Genomic DNA, 20,110 nt, shown 5'->3' on the forward strand with positions numbered 1-20,110 from the left:
GAAAAGCTACTAGAGGGATTGTAATAGTAATGGTCAAGGGAGGAGGGGGAGTTATGGTTTTGGATAATCGGTATGGTGCGTTTATAGATCCTGGGCTTACGGTTGAGAGTTTAGGTAGCGGGATATTGGATGGACTGACCTTTGCAGTAAAAGATGTATTCGCTGTAGCTGGACACAGCTCTTCAGCAGGTAATCCTGATTGGCTGCATAGCCACCATCCGTCCACGGAGCATGCGGTGGCTGTACATCGTTTACTGTTGTCGGGTGCTACACTTCGTGGTGCTGCCCATACGGATGAGCTGATGTATAGTCTGGGTGGCGAGAACCATTATTTTGGAACGCCGATTAATCCGCGTGCTGTAGGTCGTATCCCGGGCGGATCTTCAAGTGGTTCGGCAGTAGCGGTAGCTTCTGGTAGTGTTGATTTTGCGCTCGGTACGGACACCGGTGGCTCAATTCGAGTACCTTCCTCCTATTGCGGAGTATATGGCTTTCGACCAACGCATGGAGCTGTAGATTTTCAAGGTGTTATTCCATTATCTCCGGCTTTTGATACCGTTGGCTGGATGTCAGATCGTTTGGATGTGCTCCAGAAGGTAGGGGAAGTGTTGCTTGTGGCTGGGAGTACATCTGTGAAGATGGCGAAGAAAATAGAAAGTAGTATAGAGGAAACTGTAGGGAAGAGCATAGAGAAGAATGTAATTAAAAATTTAGAGAACAACCTAGAGGGAGACATGGTGAAGACTGATGAAAATAATTTAGAAATGAGCCAGAAGGAAAGTTTAGAAACGATTTTGGAGAAGCGTATTGAGAAGAGTACGGAGGAAATTTTAGAGATCGGCCCGGAGAACAAGGTAAAAAAGAATATGGAAGACAAAAACACAATGGGTACTTTATTTGTTGCTACTGACTGCTGGGCTTTGGTTAATCTGGAGAATGCAGCTATTTTATCGGAGGGATTAAGTTGTTTGCGATCCGGGGCAGATCATCTCATGGAGATAGAAACTGCTTTGGAGGGGTTAAGGGTCTGGATGGATGTTTTTAGAGAATTGCAGGGGAATGAAATTTGGGAAACTCATGGCGTTTGGATTGAGAACGAGAAACCAGTCTTTGGGCCTGATATTGCAGCGCGATTCTCGTGGGCTGCCAGTTTGGCGGAAGAGGATCATAGTGTTGCGAAATGTAAGCAAAAAGAGATTTCTAATCAGATGCGCTTGCTGCTAGGTGAGGACAATTGTCTTGTGATTCCGACAGTTCCGGGACCAGCGCCGCTGCGTGGAGGGGATTTGCGCCAATTGGAGGAGAATCGTAGCGGTGCGATGATGTTGAGTTGCATAGCAGGGTTGGCGGGTTTGCCTCAGGTAACAATACCTATGCTCTCCACAAGTGGATTGCCACTGGGATTATCCGTTATTGCCGGACATGGTCAGGATCTCCGGTTACTCTCTTGGGTGAATGAAGTGTGGCAGCAGTCCTGAGATACTGGGTGCAGTGGTCTTGAAAAAGTGATACTAAACAGACTGAAGGTACTGAACAACATATCTTGATGATACTTTTCTAGTTACTGTTAACTGGTACTCCTCCATTACCCTCTAGGAATACACTCTAGAAATACACTCTAGGAGTACACTCTAGGAGTACACTCTAGGAGTACACTCTAGGAGTACACTCTTGGAATACACTCTAGGAATACACTCTTGGATTACATTCTAGCAATACACTCTAACGCCACACTCACTTATTCATTCACAAATTAACGAAATGCACATGTCATTCCCTCCTGCTTTTAGTTTTATTGACACCTGGGAGCCTAGTGGAGTTGCTTTTAATACTAAGGCAGTTGGAGTTAGCTCAATAGTGGGGCAGTAGTGTGAAAAGATAAATTCAGCGCTCGATTGTGTGGTGTAAGACCAGTGGAATTAAGTGAATACGTCGCTGGAGAGAAAAGAACGGTATAACTCCCGCAGAAATCGGAGAAATGGCTAAAGAAGCTAAAAAGTACAGTATAAATCCCGTAGAATCTAGGAAAGTGGCATAAGTAACTAAAAAAGAACGGTATAAATCCCGTAGAATCTAGGAAAGTGGCATAAGTAACTAAAATGAACGGTATAAATCCCGTAGAAGTCGGGGAAATGGCTCAAGTAACTAAAAAGAACGGGATAAATCCCGTAGAAGTCGGGGAAGTGGCACAAGTAACTAAAAAGTACAGTATAAATCCCGCAGAATCTAGGGGAATGGCTAAAGAAGCTAAAAAGAACGGTATAAATCCCGCAGAATTCGGGGAAATGGCTGAAGTAGCTAAAAAGAACGGGATAAATCTCGTAGAAGTCGGGGAAATGGCTGAAGTAGCTAAAAAGAACGGGATAAATCCCGCAGAAGTCGGGGAAGTGGCACAAGTAACTAAAAAGAACGGTATAAATCCCGTAGAAGTCGGGGGAAATGGCTCAAGTAACTAAAAGTACAGTATAAATCCCGCAGAATCTAGGGGAATGGCTAAAGAAGCTAAAAGAACGGTATAAATCCCGCAGAATGTGGCGAAGACGCCTATGTAGCCAAAAAAAAGGGCAAAAGTGCCCTTCACCTCAGCAATTTCGGCTGGATAGCTGGAAAGAAGGGCAGAAGTGCCCTTCATCTCGGCAGTTTCGGCCAAACAGCCAAAAAGAAGGGCAAAAATGCCTCACACCTCGGCAATTCCGGCCGAATAGCCAAAAAGAAGGGCAAAAAAGCCTTTCACCTCGGCGATTTCGGCCAAACAGCCAAAAAGAAGGGCAAAAAAGCCCTCCACTTCTACCAGCAGCAGTAGATCTATAAGAGCTTGTACCTCCACCACAGTTGCTACAGTGGGGTGGTATTATCTCTACTCGTATGGATCTCCTCCACCGCTCAATTCCCCGTCTTGCAGCGCTGGTGTGCCTGTGACTTCGATCCGATGGCCAATGCGAATGGCCCGAGAATACCCTCCCATCAACTCCCATGTTGAACCCGTAAAAACTTGTTTTTACTCGAAAGCCCTCCCTCAACTCCACCTACTATTTTCCAATCCCCTTATACAGTTCACATGAACGATATGAGCTAAAGTTCAATAATTCATCATTCATCATTCATAATTCATCATTCATAATTCATAATTCATCATCCATGTTCATTTTGTGTTAAGTTTATTTACATATAATCATGAAATTTTAACTTTCCTCTATTCAACACGGTTCATTTTAATTATAATGTTACATAAAATAACATTATAAATCAGAAATGGTTCTATTGATCCTAATAAGGAGGGGTGGCATGCATCTTACGGTTGAAGAAGCGTTGTCCATTTATCCTTTGTCCGAGGCGAAGCTTATCGCTGGGTCTAAAGGGAAACATCGAATTGTGAAGTCAATTAATGTGATGGATGCCCCCGATATTTCGGATTGGATCAAAGAAGGCGAGATGCTGCTAACGACAGCCTATTTGATAAAGGACAATATGGAGGAAGCCTCTGCCTTGCTGCAGACTTTAAATCGCCGGGGATCTTCAGCCTTGGGCATTAAGCTGGGTCGGTTTTGGGATGAAGTACCAGAGCAACTGGTCGCAGAAGCGGAGAGTCTTAACTTCCCTCTAATCCAGCTGCCGTTCGAGTTTACTTTTTCGGATCAGATGAATGGTCTGTTTCGCGCCGAGCTTAGCCGCAGCACTCACGTTCTGCAGAGCATTATGGAGAAGCAGAAAAAGCTGATGCAATTCGCCTTAAGATCTGTCCGCAGCCGTCCGTTGTTTGACTCGGTGTCTGAAGTGATTGGCCATTCACTTGTGGTGGTTAGCGCGCGGGGGGATGTGATCTACAACAACTCTGAATACCATCCTTCACAGCTGCTGGAGGGGTGGCCATGGCAGAAACGGAATCAGCGCTTTCGTGTGGGAGATCATGTGAGCTACCGTACGCCACTTTTGCAAGGAGAGAAGTGTTCCGGATATCTATTGTTTTGTGCCATCGACCCTTTATTGCTCCCAATGGAAGAAAGTTTGTTTGTTCAGGGAGCTGAACTTATTTCATATCATATTCATTCAGGATACGAAGATTATTTTGAACAGGCAGAACACAGGGAGTTTAGCGGATTGCTGAGACGTTGTTTGAGTGGTAATTTATCTTACACAGAATTGGCGCAGGCTGCTCTCGATTTGGAGATTGAGCTGCTTCAATTACCATTTTGTCTCTTATTGACCGATACAGCTGCGACTGGGGAAGAACGCCAAGGGGAGCTACTCAGGCTAAAAGAAGAATATCTTGAACATCCCGGGCTGCGGGAAGTAAAGGGAATTCATGTGATCATAGATCAAGGACTTTTGTCTATATATCCGGGAGATCGTCAGCGTCCTGAACAATTTCGGGATCTAATCCAGCTTTGTTTTGACAACATGAAGTTTGATAAGGGATATTATCCGCGAGCTGCGATAAGCAGTTGTAAAGCGAAGCCGGAGGGGCTGAAGGAGGCTTTTGCCGAGGTAAAGGATTGTATGGGAATGCTTCAGGGCGGGGGAGTAAAAGGGAGTGTTGTGCATTACCGGCAGCTTGAGCTTAACCTGCTGCTCGGGCAAATCCCGGCAGAGGTTATGGAGAAATATTGTAATGGAAGTCTTAGAGGGTTGCTTAGCCGAGAACCGGAGTATGTCAGGGAAATGCTGCGGACGCTGGAAGTTTATCTAGAGAACGATGGTCATGTTAATGAAACGGCTAAGAAACTGTTTATTCATCGAAACACGGCTACCTACCGGATCGAGAAGCTTAGTGAGCTGCTGGACGTCGATTTTAAAAAAATAAATGATCTCATGAGGTTGAAGTTAGTATTCATGTTTCGGAGGATGCTCGGACGGGACTAAGGTCTGAGTTCTAAGGTCTAAGGTTTAAAGTCTAAGGTCTAAGTTCTAAGGTCTAAGTTCTGGATTGAAATGCAAACACGGAGGAGGGGTACCTCGTGAATACACATGAGATCGCCATGCATATTCAAACCCATCAGGCGCCTGCGGTGCTGGCAACGCTGATAGAGGTGGAGGGACACTCGTATCGTAAACCCGGAGCGGTGATGTTGTTTTTTGAAGGAGGTACGATTGGGAGCCTGAGTCCAGGTTGTCTGGAAAACGATCTGCAGCTGCGGACTTCTGAAATCTGGGAACGAGGGCTGCCCGAAATTGTGGAATACAACATGCTGTCTCCGGATGATCTGTCCTGGGGTGAGGTTGTCGGCTGTGGAGGCAAAATCAAAGTAGTGCTTGAACCCGTGCAGGGTCAGCTCTACAAGCTTTTAGTGCAGGCGAGTGACAGATTGGCTAGGGGAGAAAAGCTAATTCTGTTCCGCGAAGCATTGGAGAAAGGTTTTGCCTATAAGCTGGAGCTGGATCCAGAAATTGTACTGCCGCAGAGCAAGAAACATCCGAAATTATCCCACTCGGCAAAAGAAAACCTAGCGGCAGGTCGCTTTATGGCCGCTCCAGCAGAATTGACAGCATTCCATACGTCTTTCGTGCCTAAACCGCGGCTTGTGATTTTTGGCGGGGGACGTGATGTGGTTCCTATTGCGGAACTTGCTGACAGAGTTGGCTTTCGGGTAGCGGTTGCGGATTGGCGTGAAGGAAGCTTGCACAATAAGTTTCCTCGAGCTGAACAAGTAATTTGTTCCCCCATGGAGGTTGTTCAGCGATTGGGCGTAGCTCGGGAGGATTATGTATTGATTTGCAGTCATCAACTTGGGCGGGATAGACAGTTCCTGGAGAGTGTGATTCCGCTTGCTCCTCTATATATAGGGATTATCGGTTCGAAGGCGCGAATATCTCTTTTACTGGAAGGGTTTGAGGCTCCTGCATCTTTGCATGCACCTGTAGGGTTGCCGATTGGAGGAGAAGGTCCGGAGGAGATTGCGGTCAGTATTATAGCAGAAATTATTCAAATTAGAAGGGTGGGCTCACGAGAGCTGCCCAAAGGAGCGGATAGTATTGAAGGTAGCAGGAATATATTTGGCAGCGGGGCAGAGCAGGCGGATGGGCGTGTCCAAGGTTTCACTGAAATTGTCGCAGGAGGTCTCCCTCGGGAGCGTCGCGCTTAGTGAATTGGATCGTTGCAATCTAGAACCGCTAATCGTGGTAGTGCGTGCGGATGACAACTTGGAATGGCTGCCACCCGCGATTGAGCCGCAAGGCTCCAGACGTACCGAAACTTGCTTAACCGCACATCTAGGATTGTCTTTTTCACTGCGCTGCGGCCTTAATGCGGTATTGCCTTTACAGCCCGATGCAGTAGTTGTGGCGCTTGCGGATCAGCCATTTATTACTACAGCATTAGTGAACCGTCTAATACAAACGTTTGAACAATCTCCGGAGATGGATTATGTCGCTAGCGTCAGTAATGGGTCGGCTATGCCCCCGGCTTTGTTCTCGAAGACGTTGTTTCCAGCACTACAGGGATTAGATGGAGATCGAGGAGCGGCGGGGATATTGCGTTCACCTGATTATAAGGGGATTGTTCTGGAATCTGAGTCTGCCCATTATTTCATGGACGCAGATACAAAAGAAGATTTTGGTGAGATTCAGGAGCAATGGATTCTGAGAAATGGAAAGTGAAGTAAAGAATAGTCTGGAAAGTAATCTGAAAAGTAATCTGAAACAGTGTTCCTTTTCCACCTTTGGTCATATAATATGACACGCAACTCACCTTACGAAAACCAATTAGTGCATTACACACAAAAAAAGTTCTGATTCTTATATTCCTATACAAACGTATGTTATATAAATTTACGCCAAGGCCACCTCTAAGTATAGTAGAAGTACATTAATGGTTGCAGCCATGATGAGAGATGATTTGGAGGAGGAGAATTATGAAAAAAAGGGGTCAGTTCATAACATCTTGTCTTGCATTAATGGTTCTAATGACGGTGGCTTTGGTGGGGTGTGGCAGCAATAATAATACTTCTACAAATGCAACGGAGGCACCAGCGACAACTACAGCGGCAACAGAGGCAACTGCAACAACAGAACCGGCTGCAAAGAAACCGACGGTTGCTTTTGTTTATATCGGACCTCCAGGGGATGGCGGCTACACGTACCAACATGATCAAGGACGGCTGTATATGGAGAAGGAGCTGGGGATTAAAGCTGACTTTGTAGAAAATGTCCCTGAAAGTGCTGACGCCGAACGAATCATCACAGAGCTTGCGCAATCACACGACATCGTGTTTACAACGAGCTTCGGATATATGGATTTTACATTAAATGTAGCGGGCAAATTTCCCAACGTGAAGTTCCTGCATGCTTCGGGTTACAAAACCGCAGAGAACATGGGGACCTACTTCGGGAAAAACTATCAGGCCAGCTATCTGAGCGGCATAGCGGCAGGGAAAATGACCAAAAATAATCAGTTGGGTTATGTAGGGGCTTTTCCGATCAGCGAAGTGATTTATAACTTGAATGCTTTTACCCTTGGAGCACAAAGTGTCAATCCTGATGTAAAGGTGAATGTGGTATGGACGAATACATGGTATGACCCGACGACTGAACGTCAAGCGGCAATCAGCTTGCTGGATAAGGGGGCGGATGTGCTTTTGGCCTATCAGGATTCACCTGCAACCCTGCAGGCTGCTGCTGAACGAGGGGCTTTTGCCGGGGGAAATGACTCGGATATGAGTAAATACGCTCCGGACAATTATTTGACGAATCCGGTATGGAATTGGGGGCCGTATTACGTAAAAGCTGTGCAGGCAGTTATGGATGGAACCTGGAAGAGCGAGCAATATTCCGGTGATATGGCTGACGGTATGGTGGAGCTGGCTCCTTTCGGGAACAAGATCCCAGATGATGTGAAAAAGCTTGTCGAAGACGCCAAAGCCAAAATTATCAGTGGTGAGCTTGAGGTTTTCACAGGTCCGATCTCAGATAATCAAGGGAATGTGAAGGTTCAGGAGGGTCAGAAGCTGACCTTGGAGGAAGTGCTGGGCATGAACTGGCTCGTAAAAGGTGTGGAAGGAACTATCCCGCAATAATGTTTAAAAATAGGGAATAAGATGTGCACAATCTATGGGTGGGGCGGGTTCCGTTAAGCGGAAACTTCCCCACCCGTACTACAACTTGAAGGAAGGAGGGGTTCAGGCCATGCGGGGAACTTCAGTTGAAATGCGGGGGATTGTGAAAAAATTCGGCTCGGTAACCGCCAGTGATCAAGTCGACTTTTCGGCAAATGCGGGTGAGATTCATGCGTTGCTTGGGGAGAATGGGGCCGGGAAGAGCACGGTGATGAGCATGCTGTCAGGGGTGTACAGAGCAGATGAAGGAGAAATCTTCATTCATGGGAAAGGTGCTCAGATCCGTTCTCCTAAAGATGCTGCGCAGCTGGGTGTAGGTATGGTGTTTCAGAACTTTAGGCTGGTGCAAAGCCTCACAGCAGCAGAAAATATCGTGCTTGGCGAAAAGTCGTCTTTCTGGCGCGGCCGTAAGTGGATGAAGAACAAACGCGAGGAGATAGAGGCATTAGCGGAACGGTTTGGACTGAATTTCCCGGTGGATCGCCCGATCTGGCAGTTGTCCGTGGGTGAGCAGCAGCGTGTTGAAATCGTTAAGACGCTGTATCGCGGGGCTGACATTATTATTCTGGATGAACCAACCTCTGTATTGACCCCGGGAGAGGTGGAACAGCTATTTGAAACGCTGCGGGTCATGAAGCAGGCAGGAAAAACGGTCATTATGACTACTCATAAAATGAAAGAGGTTATGGCGTCCTCCGATCGGATTTCCGTCATGCGCAAAGGGAAAATGATCGCCACACTGACCACGGCAGATACAGATGAACTGGAGCTGGCTCGTCTGATGGTGGGCAAGGAAGTAACCATCACTCGTCAAGAACGGGAAGCCACTGAAGGGGATTCTTTATTAGTAGTGAAAGATGTGGACGTATATGCCGATCACGGGCGAAAAGCACTGGATCACTTCTCACTGAACGTATGTAAAGGGGAGATTGTAGGCGTAGCTGGGGTAGCTGGTAACGGGCAAAAGGAACTGGCTGAAGTGTTAACAGGTCTTAGAGGCTGGAAAAGTGGTGAAATCACGTTTGATGGAAAAACGGTGAAATCGGCTTCGGTTAGAGGGGCAATTGATTCAGGAATCTCCCACGTGCCGGAGAACCGGATGAAGAGCGGTTTAGCTGGACGCCTCGGATCGGTGGATAATCTTTTGTTTAAGTCTTACCGCTCAGAGGAGCACTCCAAATTTGGTTTCTTGAAGTCCGCGAAGAACCGTTTGTGGTCACAGGAGCTGGTCCAGCGCTTTAACGTCAAAACACCTGAGCTGGAGACGCCAGTACAACAGTTGTCAGGTGGTAATCAGCAGAAGCTGCTCTTTGCACGTGAAATCAGTCATCGGCCTAAGCTGATGGTCGCCGTTCATCCGACACAAGGGCTGGATGTAGGTGCCACGGCTGGTGTTCACGACCTTCTTATGGAGTTGCGCGGTTCAGGTAGTGGCGTGTTGTTAATTTCGGAGGATTTAGATGAATTGCTTCAGTTGTCCGACCGGATTCTAGTGATCTATAACGGCTCAATTATTGGTGAGAGTACACATGAGGAAGCGAATCGAGAGAGCATCGGACTACTAATGGCTGGTATTCATAATAGAGAGGAGAGCGCCGTATGAGCCCGGAGAATGGAAGAAATACCGCAGCAGCTGTACTGGAACCCCTCCCCTCTCACTCCGGAAAACGATTCTCTCTACGTTTCGAATACGATGCCAGCCGCATCCGTTCTCCTTGGTGGACACCTATTGTATCTATAATTTTAGCGCTATTGTTGTGTGCCCTATTTATTGCGGCGAATGGCATGAATCCGGTGCTGGTCTATGAAAAAATGTTCCGTGGCGCATTTGGCACTGCGTATGGGCTCACGGAAACGATGGTTAAAGCGATCCCGCTACTCCTATGTGGGCTTGGGATTGCTGTGGCTTACCGCATTTCGGTATGGAATATTGGAGCAGAAGGCCAGTTAACTGTTGGGGCTATGGCGGCCACAGCGGTCACGATTTATTTTCCTGACTTACCTTCATTCTGGTCCCTGAGCTTAATGCTGCTGTTCGGGATTGCCGCGGGTGCGCTTTGGGGACTGCTGACTGCTATTCCGCGGACGCATTTTGGAGTGAATGAGCTAATCACTTCATTAATGCTGAATTATGTTGCCCTATTGGCGCTCGATTACGTGGTATTCGGACCCTGGAAAGATCCTAAAGGATTTAATTTCCCGGGATCCCCTATGTTTACTGCGGCTCAGTCGCTGCCTGTTCTCGGAAGTACAAGATTGCATATTGGATTGTTATTTGGACTTATCGCCGTTGTGATTTATTACTTAATGATTCGTTTTACCAAGTGGGGTTACGAGCTCCGTCTGATTGGGGCCAATCCTGTTGCAGCCAGATACGCGGGGGTTCCTATCAAGCGCCATATTATTATCGTCATGCTGATCAGTGGGGGGCTCGCCGGGATCGCTGGCATGGCGGAGGTCTCCGGTGTTACACACAAGCTGATGCAGGGCATTTCACCGGGTTATGGATACACCGCCATTATTGTGGCTTGGTTGGCCAAATTGAATCCACTCGGTCTAATCGTTACTTCTATTTTATTCGGTGGCTTAATTGTTGGTGGATATAGTGTTCAAACCATCGGGCTGCCCTCATCGATATCAGAAATGCTGCAGGGCTCCATCCTGTTTTTCTTGATTGCTGGCGATATGATCTATCGTTTCCGCATTCGCCGTAGCCGGGTTCAGCTGAAAGGGGGGAGATAGGCGATGGATTTTACAACACAGCTACTTATTGCCGCTATTTCCGCAGGGACCCCGCTGCTGCTGGCTACGCTGGGAGGCATTCTAAATGAACGAGCCGGCATTATACAGCTTGGGGCTGAAGGTCTGATGCTGATGGGAGCGGTCACCACTTGTATCGTGTATATTCGCTCCGGAAACCTGTTGCTGGCTCTGCTGGCTACCGTAGCTGTAACGGCTGTGCTTGGTTTGCTGCATTCTTTTCTCTGTGTGACCTTGCGGGCGAATCAAACGATGTCCGGTCTTGCGATGACCTGTTTCGGCAGTGGGTTGAGCGCTTATCTTGGTAAACCAATCAGCGGCATTCCTTTGCCGGGAACCTCCCCTAAGCTGCATCTGGCTTGGCTGGAAAATGTACCGTTCATCGGAAAAATATTCGGCAACATGGACTACCTAACCTGGTTCAGCCTGCTGCTAGTGCTTGCTCTGCATCTGCTAATTCACCGCACTTCATGGGGCCTGCATTTGCGGGCAGTCGGAGACAGTCCGGCTACCGCAGATGTGATGGGGATCCGTGTGCAGCTTATCCGCTACAGCTATGTGATCACCGGTGCTGCTCTCATCGGCCTGGCCGGAGCGGATATGGTATTGGCCTATGCGCCAACCTGGAATGAAGGGCTGACAGCCGGTCGAGGCTGGATTGCGGTAGGGCTAGTGATTTTTGCCAGATGGAATCCGCTGCGCGCCTTGTTCTGCGCTTACTTTTTTGGGGCATTGGATTCACTTGGCTTCCGCATTCAATTGCTGGGCAGTGCAGTTCCGCCCTATTTTCTCAAAATGATTCCGTACCTTGTGACCATTCTGGTCCTGATGTACCTGGGGTACCGCAATCGCAACAAACCATCCGGTACACCGGAGGCGCTCGGAGTTCCTTATATTCGGGAACAAAGGTTTTAAGGCAGGCTATACGAGAAGGGAAGCGGCAATCTGGTACTCAAAAAGGGAGGCGGAGTGTATAGGAGTTATACGGGAAGAGGATGGAAGGCTACCTGAAGTAATTCAACCCCACAGCCTGCACGAAGCTTGGGAGAGAAAAACGGCGTTTGGAGACAGTTCCCGATATGTCGCAGGAGGAACATTGCTGAGAACAGGGTGGGAAAATGGAACGGATCATATGCCCAAACAGCTGATTGATCTTCGGCAAATCACAAATCTCGGCGACATTACCTTAACGGAATTTCACTTATCTCTGGGCGCTCTTGTTCCACTCTCCCAGTGCCGCAGTAATGAGCATTTGCAGGCCGTGGCTCCTGCGCTGCAAGAGGCTGCACGTTGCATAGCGGCTCCGTCGGTGCGTAATCTTGCCACGCTCGGGGGCAATATCGCTTCTGGCTTCGGAGATATTCTACCTGCGTTACTGGTCTATGACGCGGAGTTAATCTCCTTTGACGGCAAATTTATGACGGCACTACCTTTGATAGAGTGGCTAAACAATCACTGGAGCGGGATAAAACCTGCGGCAGATCTTGTGGCTGAGATTCGCATCTCACCTACTCGCTTAGAGAGTCCGTTAACGGATAGGCTAGAAATTTTTCGTAAGGTTGGCCGCAGGGAAGTGTTCACCCCTTCACTTGTAACAGTAGCAATCTCAGCATCAATCGATGAGGAACTCCGTTTCCGTGAGGTGCGTATCGCCGCAGGTGGGGGCTCTGGGCGGCCGCAGCGACTAAGTAGAGCTGAAGTTATGCTTGAAGGTGTGAGGTATACAGAGGAGCTGTTGGCTTCTTTATATGAAGAGGTTGAGAACAGCTTTGAGACGTATAGTGATCCCTTTGCAACAGAACTTTACAAGAAAAAGACTGCTGGGAATTTGGTTGTATCTGAGCTGTGGAAGGCTATGAATATACGGAGTTAAGAGGTGAATAACCCGACGAAAGGAGAGAGGGAAAATGCTGCTGAATAAGGAATCCAGCGGTAGCCGCTGGCGTACACGACCCGATGGAGAGGGCAAGGTATCCGGTAAGCTGCAGTATTTGACCGACATGAGGGCAGAAGGAATGTTGATCGGCCGCGTGCTCCGCAGTGAGCAGGCACATGCTCGTATTTTGTCCATACGCATTGAGAAGGCCGTTGAAGTCCCTGGTGTACACGCTGTAATTACTCATGAGGATGTGCCCGGACTTAACGGCTTTGGCATAGCTTTGCCGCATCAACCGGTATTTTGCAGTGACCGTGTGCGTTACACTGGCGATGCGATTGCGGCAGTCGCGGCAGAGACGGACGAAATTGCGGAATATGCCTTATCTCTTATCGAAGTGGATTATGAGCTTCTACCCTTACTTGAGAATCCGGAAGAGGCGATGAAAAAGGACGCAATTCTGCTGCATGCCGAGGGAAACGTGCTTCATCATACGGAATATCGGAAAGGGGAGCCGGAAACGGTATTTACGGATTGCTGTCATGTGGTAGAGGAGACTTATTATACACCACGCCAAATGCACACCTATATGGAGACTGAAGGTGGACTGTTTATCCCAGAGGATAACGGACGGCTTACCGTATATTCAGCTACACAACATGGGTTGATGGATCGCCTGCAGCTATCCAGAATTCTGGCTATTCCTCAAGAAGATATTCGCGTCATCTCGAGTCCTATCGGCGGGTCCTTTGGAGGAAAAGACGAGCTGAATGTACAGCCATATGGAGCGCTGCTCGCCTTGCGGACACTCCGTCCGGTAAGACTGCATAATTCGAGAGCTGAATCGGTACGTGCAGGACTAAAACGCCATCCCATGAAAATCACCATGAAAACTGGCTGCGACCCCGAAGGAATCATCAGGGCACATCAGGTCAGAATTATTTCGGATACGGGAGCTTACGCAACACTGGGGGCGGAGGTGCTCAACTTCGCGACAGAACATGTGATGGGCCCTTATATCATCGATCATGTGGATGTGAAGGGTTTTGCTGTATATACCAATAACGGTGTATCTGGTGAATTTCGCGGTTTTGGCGGCAATCAGGCGATTTTTGCTTTGGAGGGACAAATCGATCGGTTGGCTGAGCGATTGCAGATCGATCCGTGGGAAATGCGCCGCCGCAATTTGCGTAAATATGGAGATCTGGGGCCGCTGGGTCAGGAAATTGCTCAGACCGATGGTGCCTTTCAGGTGTGGGAAGCGCTGGCGGGTTCGCCTCTTATGACTGAGGCCGCATCTACAGACAGTGATTCAGGTGTGGTGGAACCTTGGATCGTAACTGGAACGGGTGCTGCTATAGCTATGCATGGTGCAGGACTTGGCTATGGTATTCCCGATCCGGCGGGTGGCAGGCTCTCTTTGACGCTAGAGGGCAAGATTGAGGCGGTGTTTGGTTACGAGGAGTTTGGTCAGGGGTTAATCGCAACAATGGAACAAATGCTGATTGAACAGTTTGGCTTGGCGGCAGAGGATCTAAGCATCGTCATTGGCGATACGGATGTTGTGCCCGATAGCGGATCTAGTACGGCTTCCCGATCAACCAGCATGATGTGGATGGCCTTAAAACGGCTGCGTCCAGACTTCACCGCTCGAGTGCTGCAGGCAGCTGCGATGATAAAGCCAGAGCTGGATAACTATGAAATGAAGCTCGGCCCTGGCGGTATTTGGCTAAAAGACGGCGGTCTGCTTCTGACTTACAAGGACTTGGCACAGCGTATTTCAGAACCCATTGTCTGTAATACAAAGTTTACTTATCCAACCACACCCTTTAAAAGAGTGGGGGCACATTTTCTATACACTTATTCCGCAATCGCAGTCCGCGTGGAAGTTAATCTGCTTACAGGACGTGTTCGTGTACTGGACCAATATCATGCGGTAGCGGCGGGACCGGTGGCTAATCCGCAAGGTTATCTTGGACAGATCGAAGGTGGCAGCAGTATGGCGGTCGGTTTCACCTTGTCAGAGGATGCTGTGATGTCTGGCGGCAGCTATGTCACCAAAAATTTAGACACCTATTTGGTGCCGACCATTGCCGACATGAATGGCAGCATTCAGGTGCAGCCGATAGAGGATTTGCCGGATCATGACACGTACGGTCCTCGCGGCATTGGAGAGGTGGGTTCCGTCAATTTAGCTCCGGCAGTCGCGTCAGCCATATTTCAGGCTGTAGGGAAGCGGATAACCAAACTGCCCATTGATCCCGAATGGCTGCAGTCTACACCGTTTATTCCACAAAAGGTGGTGAACATCCATGTCGAGCCATAATTCAGATGCGAATCTAGATGAAGATAACCTTGCCCCCTTATCGTCTGAGGAAGCCTTTGCAGAAGAGAGGTTCACCTTTAATTGCAATCTTAATGGCAAAGCGATATCCACGGAGATTCCACCCTCCCGTCGGCTTTTAAAGGTCATACGTGAAGATTTGGAGCTGACCGGCACAAAACGTTCTTGTGAGATTGGCCGCTGCGGGGCATGTATGGTGCTGGTGGATGGACGTCCAGTGAATTCATGTCTGGTCATGGCCTATCAATGCTCAGGTGCGGAAATTACAACGATTGAGGGTCTTAGTGAAGTAGGCCTGCATCCCGTTCAGCGGGCTTTTTTAGAAGAGGGGGGGTTCCAATGCGGTTATTGTACACCAGGGATGGTTATCTCGGTGGTTGCTCTGCTGGAAGAGAACCCGCATCCTACTCAGGCTGAAGTGGAAGAAGCTTTATCGGGTAACATTTGTCGCTGTACGGGGTACGGTGGCATTTTACGAGCTGTTAACAAAGCTATTGGAGGTTGAGTGGATGGTCGTTTCTGAAGGCAGGTTTACGATGGAAGAGATAAATGCCATGAGTATAACGGATTTTGTGAAGCATCTAGGCGGCATTTTTGAACATTCACCGTGGGTAGCAGAGGAGGCTTATAAGCAGATTCCGTTCCATTCTTTAGAGCATTTGCATAGCACCATGATGCAGACCGTACTGAGTGCTGACCGGAGCCGAATGGAGGGACTATTAAAAGCTCACCCGGATTTGGCGACTAGGCTTCAAGTTACGGCTTTGTCTGCCTCAGAGCAGCAGGGAGCTGGACTGGATCGGTTAACAACGAAAGAGTTCAATCTATTGAATGATCTGAATCGAAAGTATACGGACAAATTTCATTATCCTTTTATTCTAGCTGTTCGTGGCAAAAACAAAGATGACATTATCAGCGCCATTGGAGTGCGAGTAGAGCGTTCCCCTCAGGAGGAATGGGTTCAAGCCTTTTCTGAAGTCGGTACAATTACGAGATTTCGCCTAAGTGATTTAATTATTTAATTATTCATTCATTCATCATAAACGGGGAGGGTGTCAGCCATGCTGGAACCAATTAACGGACGTACAATGTTTTATGGAAAAAGTGATGTGCTAACTTATCGTACCTATGCTAAACCGCTGGCCGTTACCCCCGTTCCCGAATCTTCCTTCACGGGCTGTGACAACATTATATTCGCACATAATATTACATTCGCAGTCACGGGCGAAGCGTTTCTTCCTTCTTTTTCAGAGGGGGATAATTCCATGGTTGTTGCTACCGATTCTATGAAAAATTTCATCCTGCGCAATACCGCGGACTACACTGGAAGCACAACGGAGGGGCTACTGCAGCTTTTAAGCAGCCGTTTTCTCGATAAATACGATCATGTCACCGCAGTTTCAGTTTCCGCAGACCGGTTACCTTTTGAACAGGTGATGGTGCCCGGGGTTGAGGGGCTTAAACAGAGTCATTTAGTACTGCGTCACTCCAATAATGAATCTTATTCGGCTTCGTTAACTATAAAACGTGGAGAGAATGGGACTGAGGTTATCGCTCATGAATGCCGATTGAAGGATTTACAGCTGATAAAAGTGAGTGGAAGCTCGTTTTATGGATTCGTCCGTGATGAGTATACAACATTGCCGGAGAGCTTTGACCGTCCGCTTTATATTTTTCTGAATATTAACTGGACCTACAGTGATGTTCAGCATGCTCTGGATGGAGATCTAGGCCAATATGTGGCATCGGAGCAGGTTCGCGATATCGCCCATAGCGCTTTTCATGAGCTGAACAGTCCATCAATCCAATCGTTGATTTATCAAATTGGGCTGCGCGTATTGTCCCGTTTTCCACAGCTGGCTACCGTTTCATTTGAGTCCAATAACCGGACTTGGGAAACCATTGTTGAGCCTGAAGAAACTAAAGGTGGAGTCTTCACCGAACCTCGTCCACCCTATGGTTTTCAGGGCTTTTCTGTCAGCCGTGCAGATCTGGCCGGAGAGACAGCGTAATGAGCGGGCGTCTTACCACCCATGTGTTGGATCTGTCGCGGGGGATTCCTGCTACAGGTCTGACGCTTCAGCTCTGGAAGCTTACGGATGGGATGAGCAAGCTTCTGTGTGAAGAAGTCACGAACAGTGACGGGAGGCTGGATGCTCCGCTGTTGGAGGGAAACGAAATGGAGTCTGGATGTTACGAGCTGCTGTTTATGGTTGGCGATTACTACCGTAGAGCGGATGCCAAAGCGTCAGCAGACACTCAACGTGAGATGCCTTTTTTTCTAGAACAGATACCTATTCGCTTTCATATAGAGAGCTCCATGCAACACTACCATGTACCTTTGCTAGTAGCACCTGGTGGATATAGTACGTATCGGGGAAGTTAAGAGAAAGTTGACGACCGGAGGAGGTGGCAGCTCATGAAGGAATCCTATGAACTTGTGATTAAGAACGGGAATGTAGTGCTGCCCGATCAGGTACTCAAGCTGGATATTGCAGTATCAGAGGGTAAGATTGTCGCACTTGGAGAGGAACTTTCGCTTGCGCCGCTAACCAAAGTCATCGACGCAGAGGGGTTCTATGTGCTCCCCGGTATGATTGATATGCATGTCCACTTTAATGAACCAACGTTTGGACATTGGGAAGGCTTTCGCAGCGGTTCTGCGGCGTTGGCAGCTGGCGGCTGCACAACCTATGCAGATATGCCGCTTAACGGCAATCCACCTACTGTGAACGAGGCTGGGCTTCGTCAAAAGGTAGATGCTGCGGCTGGAAACTCTGCCGTTGATTATGTGCTGTGGGGTGGGCTCGTTCCCGGCAATCTGGATGATTTAGAAGTTTTGGCAGCCGCTGGCGTCACTGGGTTTAAAGCCTTTCTCTCCAATCCTGGAGGGGAGGGCGAAGGCAGATTCCGTGAAGTGGATGAGGATACACTCTATCAAGGGATGCAGCGAATCGCTTCTCTGGGCGGGATTCTGGCGCTGCATGCAGAAAGTGAGACTATCACGGCGGTGTTGACCGCAGATGCAGTGCGAAATGGCAGAACCAGCGCAAGTGATTTTGCGGCTTGCCGCCCTGCTGAAGCAGAGCTGGAGGCAGTGTCCAGGGCGCTGCTGTACGGTGAACGTACGGGCTGCCGGTTGCATTTTGTTCATATCAGCACGGCCGCCGCCATTGAGAAAATCTATGAAGCTAAGCTTCGAGGTCTGGACGTTTCGGCCGAAACCTGTCCACATTATCTGGTCCTCACTGAAAATGATATGAAGGCTTTAGGCCCTGTGGCGAAGTGTGCGCCTCCGCTGCGAAGTGCGGTGGAGCAGGAGAAGTTATGGGAGATGCTGGCCCAAGGCAAAATCGATCTGATTGCTTCGGATCATTCCCCCTGTCCAACGGAATTGAAGGTGAAGCCGGACTTGTCTTTTTTTGCAGCTTGGGGTGGGATCTCGGGTGCGCAGAGCAGTCTGGAGCTTATGTTCCATGAAGGCGTGAATGTGCGGGGTTTGGATGTTACATTAATTTCCAGTCTGCTTGCAGGGCAACCCGCAAAACGTTTTGGAATAGAGCATCGCAAAGGCGCTATAGCTCTAGGTCTAGATGCCGATTTAGTTCTGCTGAATCCAAATACAACCTATACGCTGACTGCGGAGGATTTATTGTATCGCCACAAGCACAGCCCCTACATCGGAAGAACTTTATCCTGCAAAGTAGTTGCTACGATCTGTCGCGGGAATGTGATCTATACCTCTGAAGAAGGAGTGATCAGTGAGGGAGGTGGACAGTGGCTGCGAATTAGGAAGGAGCAGTACAGCCTATGAATGATTCCAGAGTTCAAGCGTCGACTCAGAAACTGCTGGAGCTGCTGGAGGAGCTGGCGGCATTCAGCACACCTGGGCCAGGAGTTACTAGACTGCTATATACGGAGGAATGGAGCCGGGCGCAGATTTTTTTGCAGGAAAAAATGGCTGGGCTCGGCTTAGAAGTTTCCATAGACAAGGTTGGCAATGTATATGGACGATTGAGTGGATGCAATCCGCAGCAAAAGGTTATTTTAACCGGATCGCATATCGATACTGTAGTCAATGGCGGAAAATATGATGGTGCCTATGGGATCGCTGCGGCTATGATTGCGCTTCAAGATTTGCAGAGGAACTTTGGCCAGCCGCAGCGGACGCTTGAGGTCGTATCTTTTTGTGAAGAAGAAGGGAGTCGATTTCCGCTTGCTTATTGGGGTTCGGGCCATGTCACGGAAAGGTATGACGGAAGCGAGGCCGAGACCTGTATGGATGCAGAGGGCGTGACGTTAAAAGCAGCAATGGCACAATCCAGCTTCTTACAGGACATAACGGAGGAGAAAGCTTCTAAGCGGACTGGAGTCAGAAATGATATTGGTGCTTTTGTAGAACTGCACATCGAGCAGGGGATTATTCTGGAGAAAACGGACACTCAGATAGGCGTAGTTCAGGGGATTGTTGGACAGAGACGATATGTGGTCAAGGTCAGTGGTATTGCTAATCATGCGGGCACGACACCGATGTTTATGCGGCAGGATGCACTGGCTAGTGCGGTTGAAATGCTGTACGTGCTTGAAAGTTCTGCTAAAACGGCTGGTGAACCTCTTGTAGCAACCTCGGGTAAGCTTGAGGTGTATCCGAATACGCCAAATGTGATCCCGGGTGAGGTTCTTTTTACACTAGATATCCGCCATAGTGAAGAGGACGAACTGGAACGTTTCTGTGAGAAGCTTCTTGCGGAATGTAATGAAATTGCTGTTAAACGTGGGGTGATTCTTGAGGTTACATCCGTGCTCCACACAGTCCCTGCACCTATGGATACGAAGCTATCTGCAATGCTGGAAAATATCTGCCGCCAAGAGGGGAAGACGTACCGCATGATGGTAAGTGGAGCGGGACATGACGCCCAGCTGTTTGCGCCGCGTTGCCCTACTGCGATGATATTTGTGCCAAGCCGAGCTGGCATCAGCCATTCTCCGGAAGAGTATACTTCCCCTGAGCAGCTCGTTGCTGGGCTTGAGGTTCTGACTGCGATGTTATATGAGTTAGCTTATTAAAAAGAGTTCGCCGAA

General features: G+C 48.6%; 18 protein-coding genes. 17 read left to right on the plus strand and 1 reads right to left on the minus strand.

Annotated features, from left to right (window positions below; genetic code table 11):
- The first annotated feature begins 53 nt into the window (after positions 1–53).
- The gene (locus MHH89_RS28655; protein ID WP_438357069.1) at positions 54–1,478 is read left to right on the plus strand and encodes an amidase family protein; all 1,425 of its coding nucleotides are present in this window, start codon (positions 54–56) and stop codon (positions 1,476–1,478) included.
- A gap of 654 nt (positions 1,479–2,132) precedes the next feature.
- The gene (locus tag MHH89_RS28660; RefSeq protein ID WP_341088650.1) at positions 2,133–2,456 is read left to right on the plus strand and encodes a hypothetical protein; all 324 of its coding nucleotides are present in this window, start codon (positions 2,133–2,135) and stop codon (positions 2,454–2,456) included.
- Between the two features lie 221 nt (positions 2,457–2,677).
- Here MHH89_RS28660 and MHH89_RS28665 read toward each other — a convergent pair whose 3' ends face one another.
- A complete protein-coding gene (locus MHH89_RS28665) occupies positions 2,678–2,827 on the minus strand; it encodes a hypothetical protein (RefSeq protein WP_256716047.1) in 150 nt (49 codons plus the stop codon).
- A gap of 458 nt (positions 2,828–3,285) precedes the next feature.
- Between MHH89_RS28665 and MHH89_RS28670 the strand changes: the two genes are divergently transcribed.
- The 15 genes from MHH89_RS28670 to MHH89_RS28740 all read left to right on the plus strand — a co-directional run bounded on the left by MHH89_RS28670 (position 3,286) and on the right by MHH89_RS28740 (position 20,095).
- A complete protein-coding gene (locus tag MHH89_RS28670) occupies positions 3,286–4,860 on the plus strand; it encodes a PucR family transcriptional regulator (protein WP_076279511.1) in 1,575 nt (524 codons plus the stop codon).
- A 95-nt stretch (positions 4,861–4,955) separates the two neighbouring features.
- On the plus strand, positions 4,956–6,080 hold the full coding sequence (locus MHH89_RS28675) for an XdhC family protein (RefSeq protein WP_076279512.1): 1,125 nt from the start codon (positions 4,956–4,958) through the stop codon (positions 6,078–6,080).
- Positions 6,022–6,594 carry an NTP transferase domain-containing protein gene (locus MHH89_RS28680; RefSeq protein ID WP_175617362.1) on the plus strand — a complete coding sequence of 191 codons (573 nt, stop codon included), beginning with the start codon at positions 6,022–6,024 and terminating at the stop codon, positions 6,592–6,594. The genes MHH89_RS28675 and MHH89_RS28680 overlap by 59 nt, the downstream gene beginning before the upstream one ends.
- 254 nt (positions 6,595–6,848) lie before the next feature.
- Positions 6,849–8,009, plus strand: coding sequence for a BMP family ABC transporter substrate-binding protein (locus tag MHH89_RS28685; protein ID WP_036680038.1), 1,161 nt, complete (start codon positions 6,849–6,851; stop codon positions 8,007–8,009).
- Between the two features lie 109 nt (positions 8,010–8,118).
- The gene (locus MHH89_RS28690) at positions 8,119–9,651 is read left to right on the plus strand and encodes an ABC transporter ATP-binding protein (protein WP_076279513.1); all 1,533 of its coding nucleotides are present in this window, start codon (positions 8,119–8,121) and stop codon (positions 9,649–9,651) included.
- Complete coding sequence (locus tag MHH89_RS28695) at positions 9,648–10,790, plus strand: ABC transporter permease (RefSeq protein ID WP_076279514.1); 1,143 nt, start codon at positions 9,648–9,650, stop codon at positions 10,788–10,790. The genes MHH89_RS28690 and MHH89_RS28695 overlap by 4 nt, the downstream gene beginning before the upstream one ends.
- A 3-nt stretch (positions 10,791–10,793) precedes the next feature.
- Positions 10,794–11,723: an ABC transporter permease gene (locus MHH89_RS28700; RefSeq protein ID WP_341088652.1), complete on the plus strand. Its 930-nt coding sequence runs from the start codon at positions 10,794–10,796 to the stop codon at positions 11,721–11,723.
- Between the two features lie 100 nt (positions 11,724–11,823).
- On the plus strand, positions 11,824–12,681 hold the full coding sequence (locus MHH89_RS28705; RefSeq protein WP_256716053.1) for an FAD binding domain-containing protein: 858 nt from the start codon (positions 11,824–11,826) through the stop codon (positions 12,679–12,681).
- A gap of 34 nt (positions 12,682–12,715) precedes the next feature.
- The gene (gene pucD, locus MHH89_RS28710; protein ID WP_341088653.1) at positions 12,716–15,010 is read left to right on the plus strand and encodes a xanthine dehydrogenase subunit D; all 2,295 of its coding nucleotides are present in this window, start codon (positions 12,716–12,718) and stop codon (positions 15,008–15,010) included.
- A complete protein-coding gene (locus tag MHH89_RS28715; RefSeq protein WP_081383303.1) occupies positions 14,997–15,533 on the plus strand; it encodes a (2Fe-2S)-binding protein in 537 nt (178 codons plus the stop codon). Before pucD ends, MHH89_RS28715 begins: the two co-directional genes overlap by 14 nt.
- 4 nt (positions 15,534–15,537) lie before the next feature.
- Complete coding sequence (gene uraD / locus MHH89_RS28720; protein WP_341088655.1) at positions 15,538–16,050, plus strand: 2-oxo-4-hydroxy-4-carboxy-5-ureidoimidazoline decarboxylase; 513 nt, start codon at positions 15,538–15,540, stop codon at positions 16,048–16,050.
- A 39-nt stretch (positions 16,051–16,089) separates the two neighbouring features.
- Positions 16,090–17,040, plus strand: a complete 951-nt coding sequence (pucL, locus tag MHH89_RS28725) for a factor-independent urate hydroxylase (RefSeq protein WP_076125438.1) — start codon at positions 16,090–16,092, stop codon at positions 17,038–17,040.
- Positions 17,040–17,414 (plus strand): hydroxyisourate hydrolase, encoded by a 375-nt coding sequence (gene uraH / locus MHH89_RS28730; RefSeq protein ID WP_076125436.1) that lies wholly within the window; start codon positions 17,040–17,042, stop codon positions 17,412–17,414. The genes pucL and uraH overlap by 1 nt, the downstream gene beginning before the upstream one ends.
- A 33-nt stretch (positions 17,415–17,447) precedes the next feature.
- Positions 17,448–18,842: an allantoinase gene (locus MHH89_RS28735; protein ID WP_341088656.1), complete on the plus strand. Its 1,395-nt coding sequence runs from the start codon at positions 17,448–17,450 to the stop codon at positions 18,840–18,842.
- Positions 18,839–20,095, plus strand: coding sequence for a Zn-dependent hydrolase (locus MHH89_RS28740; protein ID WP_076302166.1), 1,257 nt, complete (start codon positions 18,839–18,841; stop codon positions 20,093–20,095). The genes MHH89_RS28735 and MHH89_RS28740 overlap by 4 nt, the downstream gene beginning before the upstream one ends.
- The last annotated feature ends 15 nt before the right edge of the window (positions 20,096–20,110 follow it).

Source organism: Paenibacillus sp. FSL H7-0323 (assembly GCF_038002725.1).
Classification (GTDB): Bacteria; Bacillota; Bacilli; order Paenibacillales; family Paenibacillaceae; genus Paenibacillus_AQ; species Paenibacillus_AQ odorifer.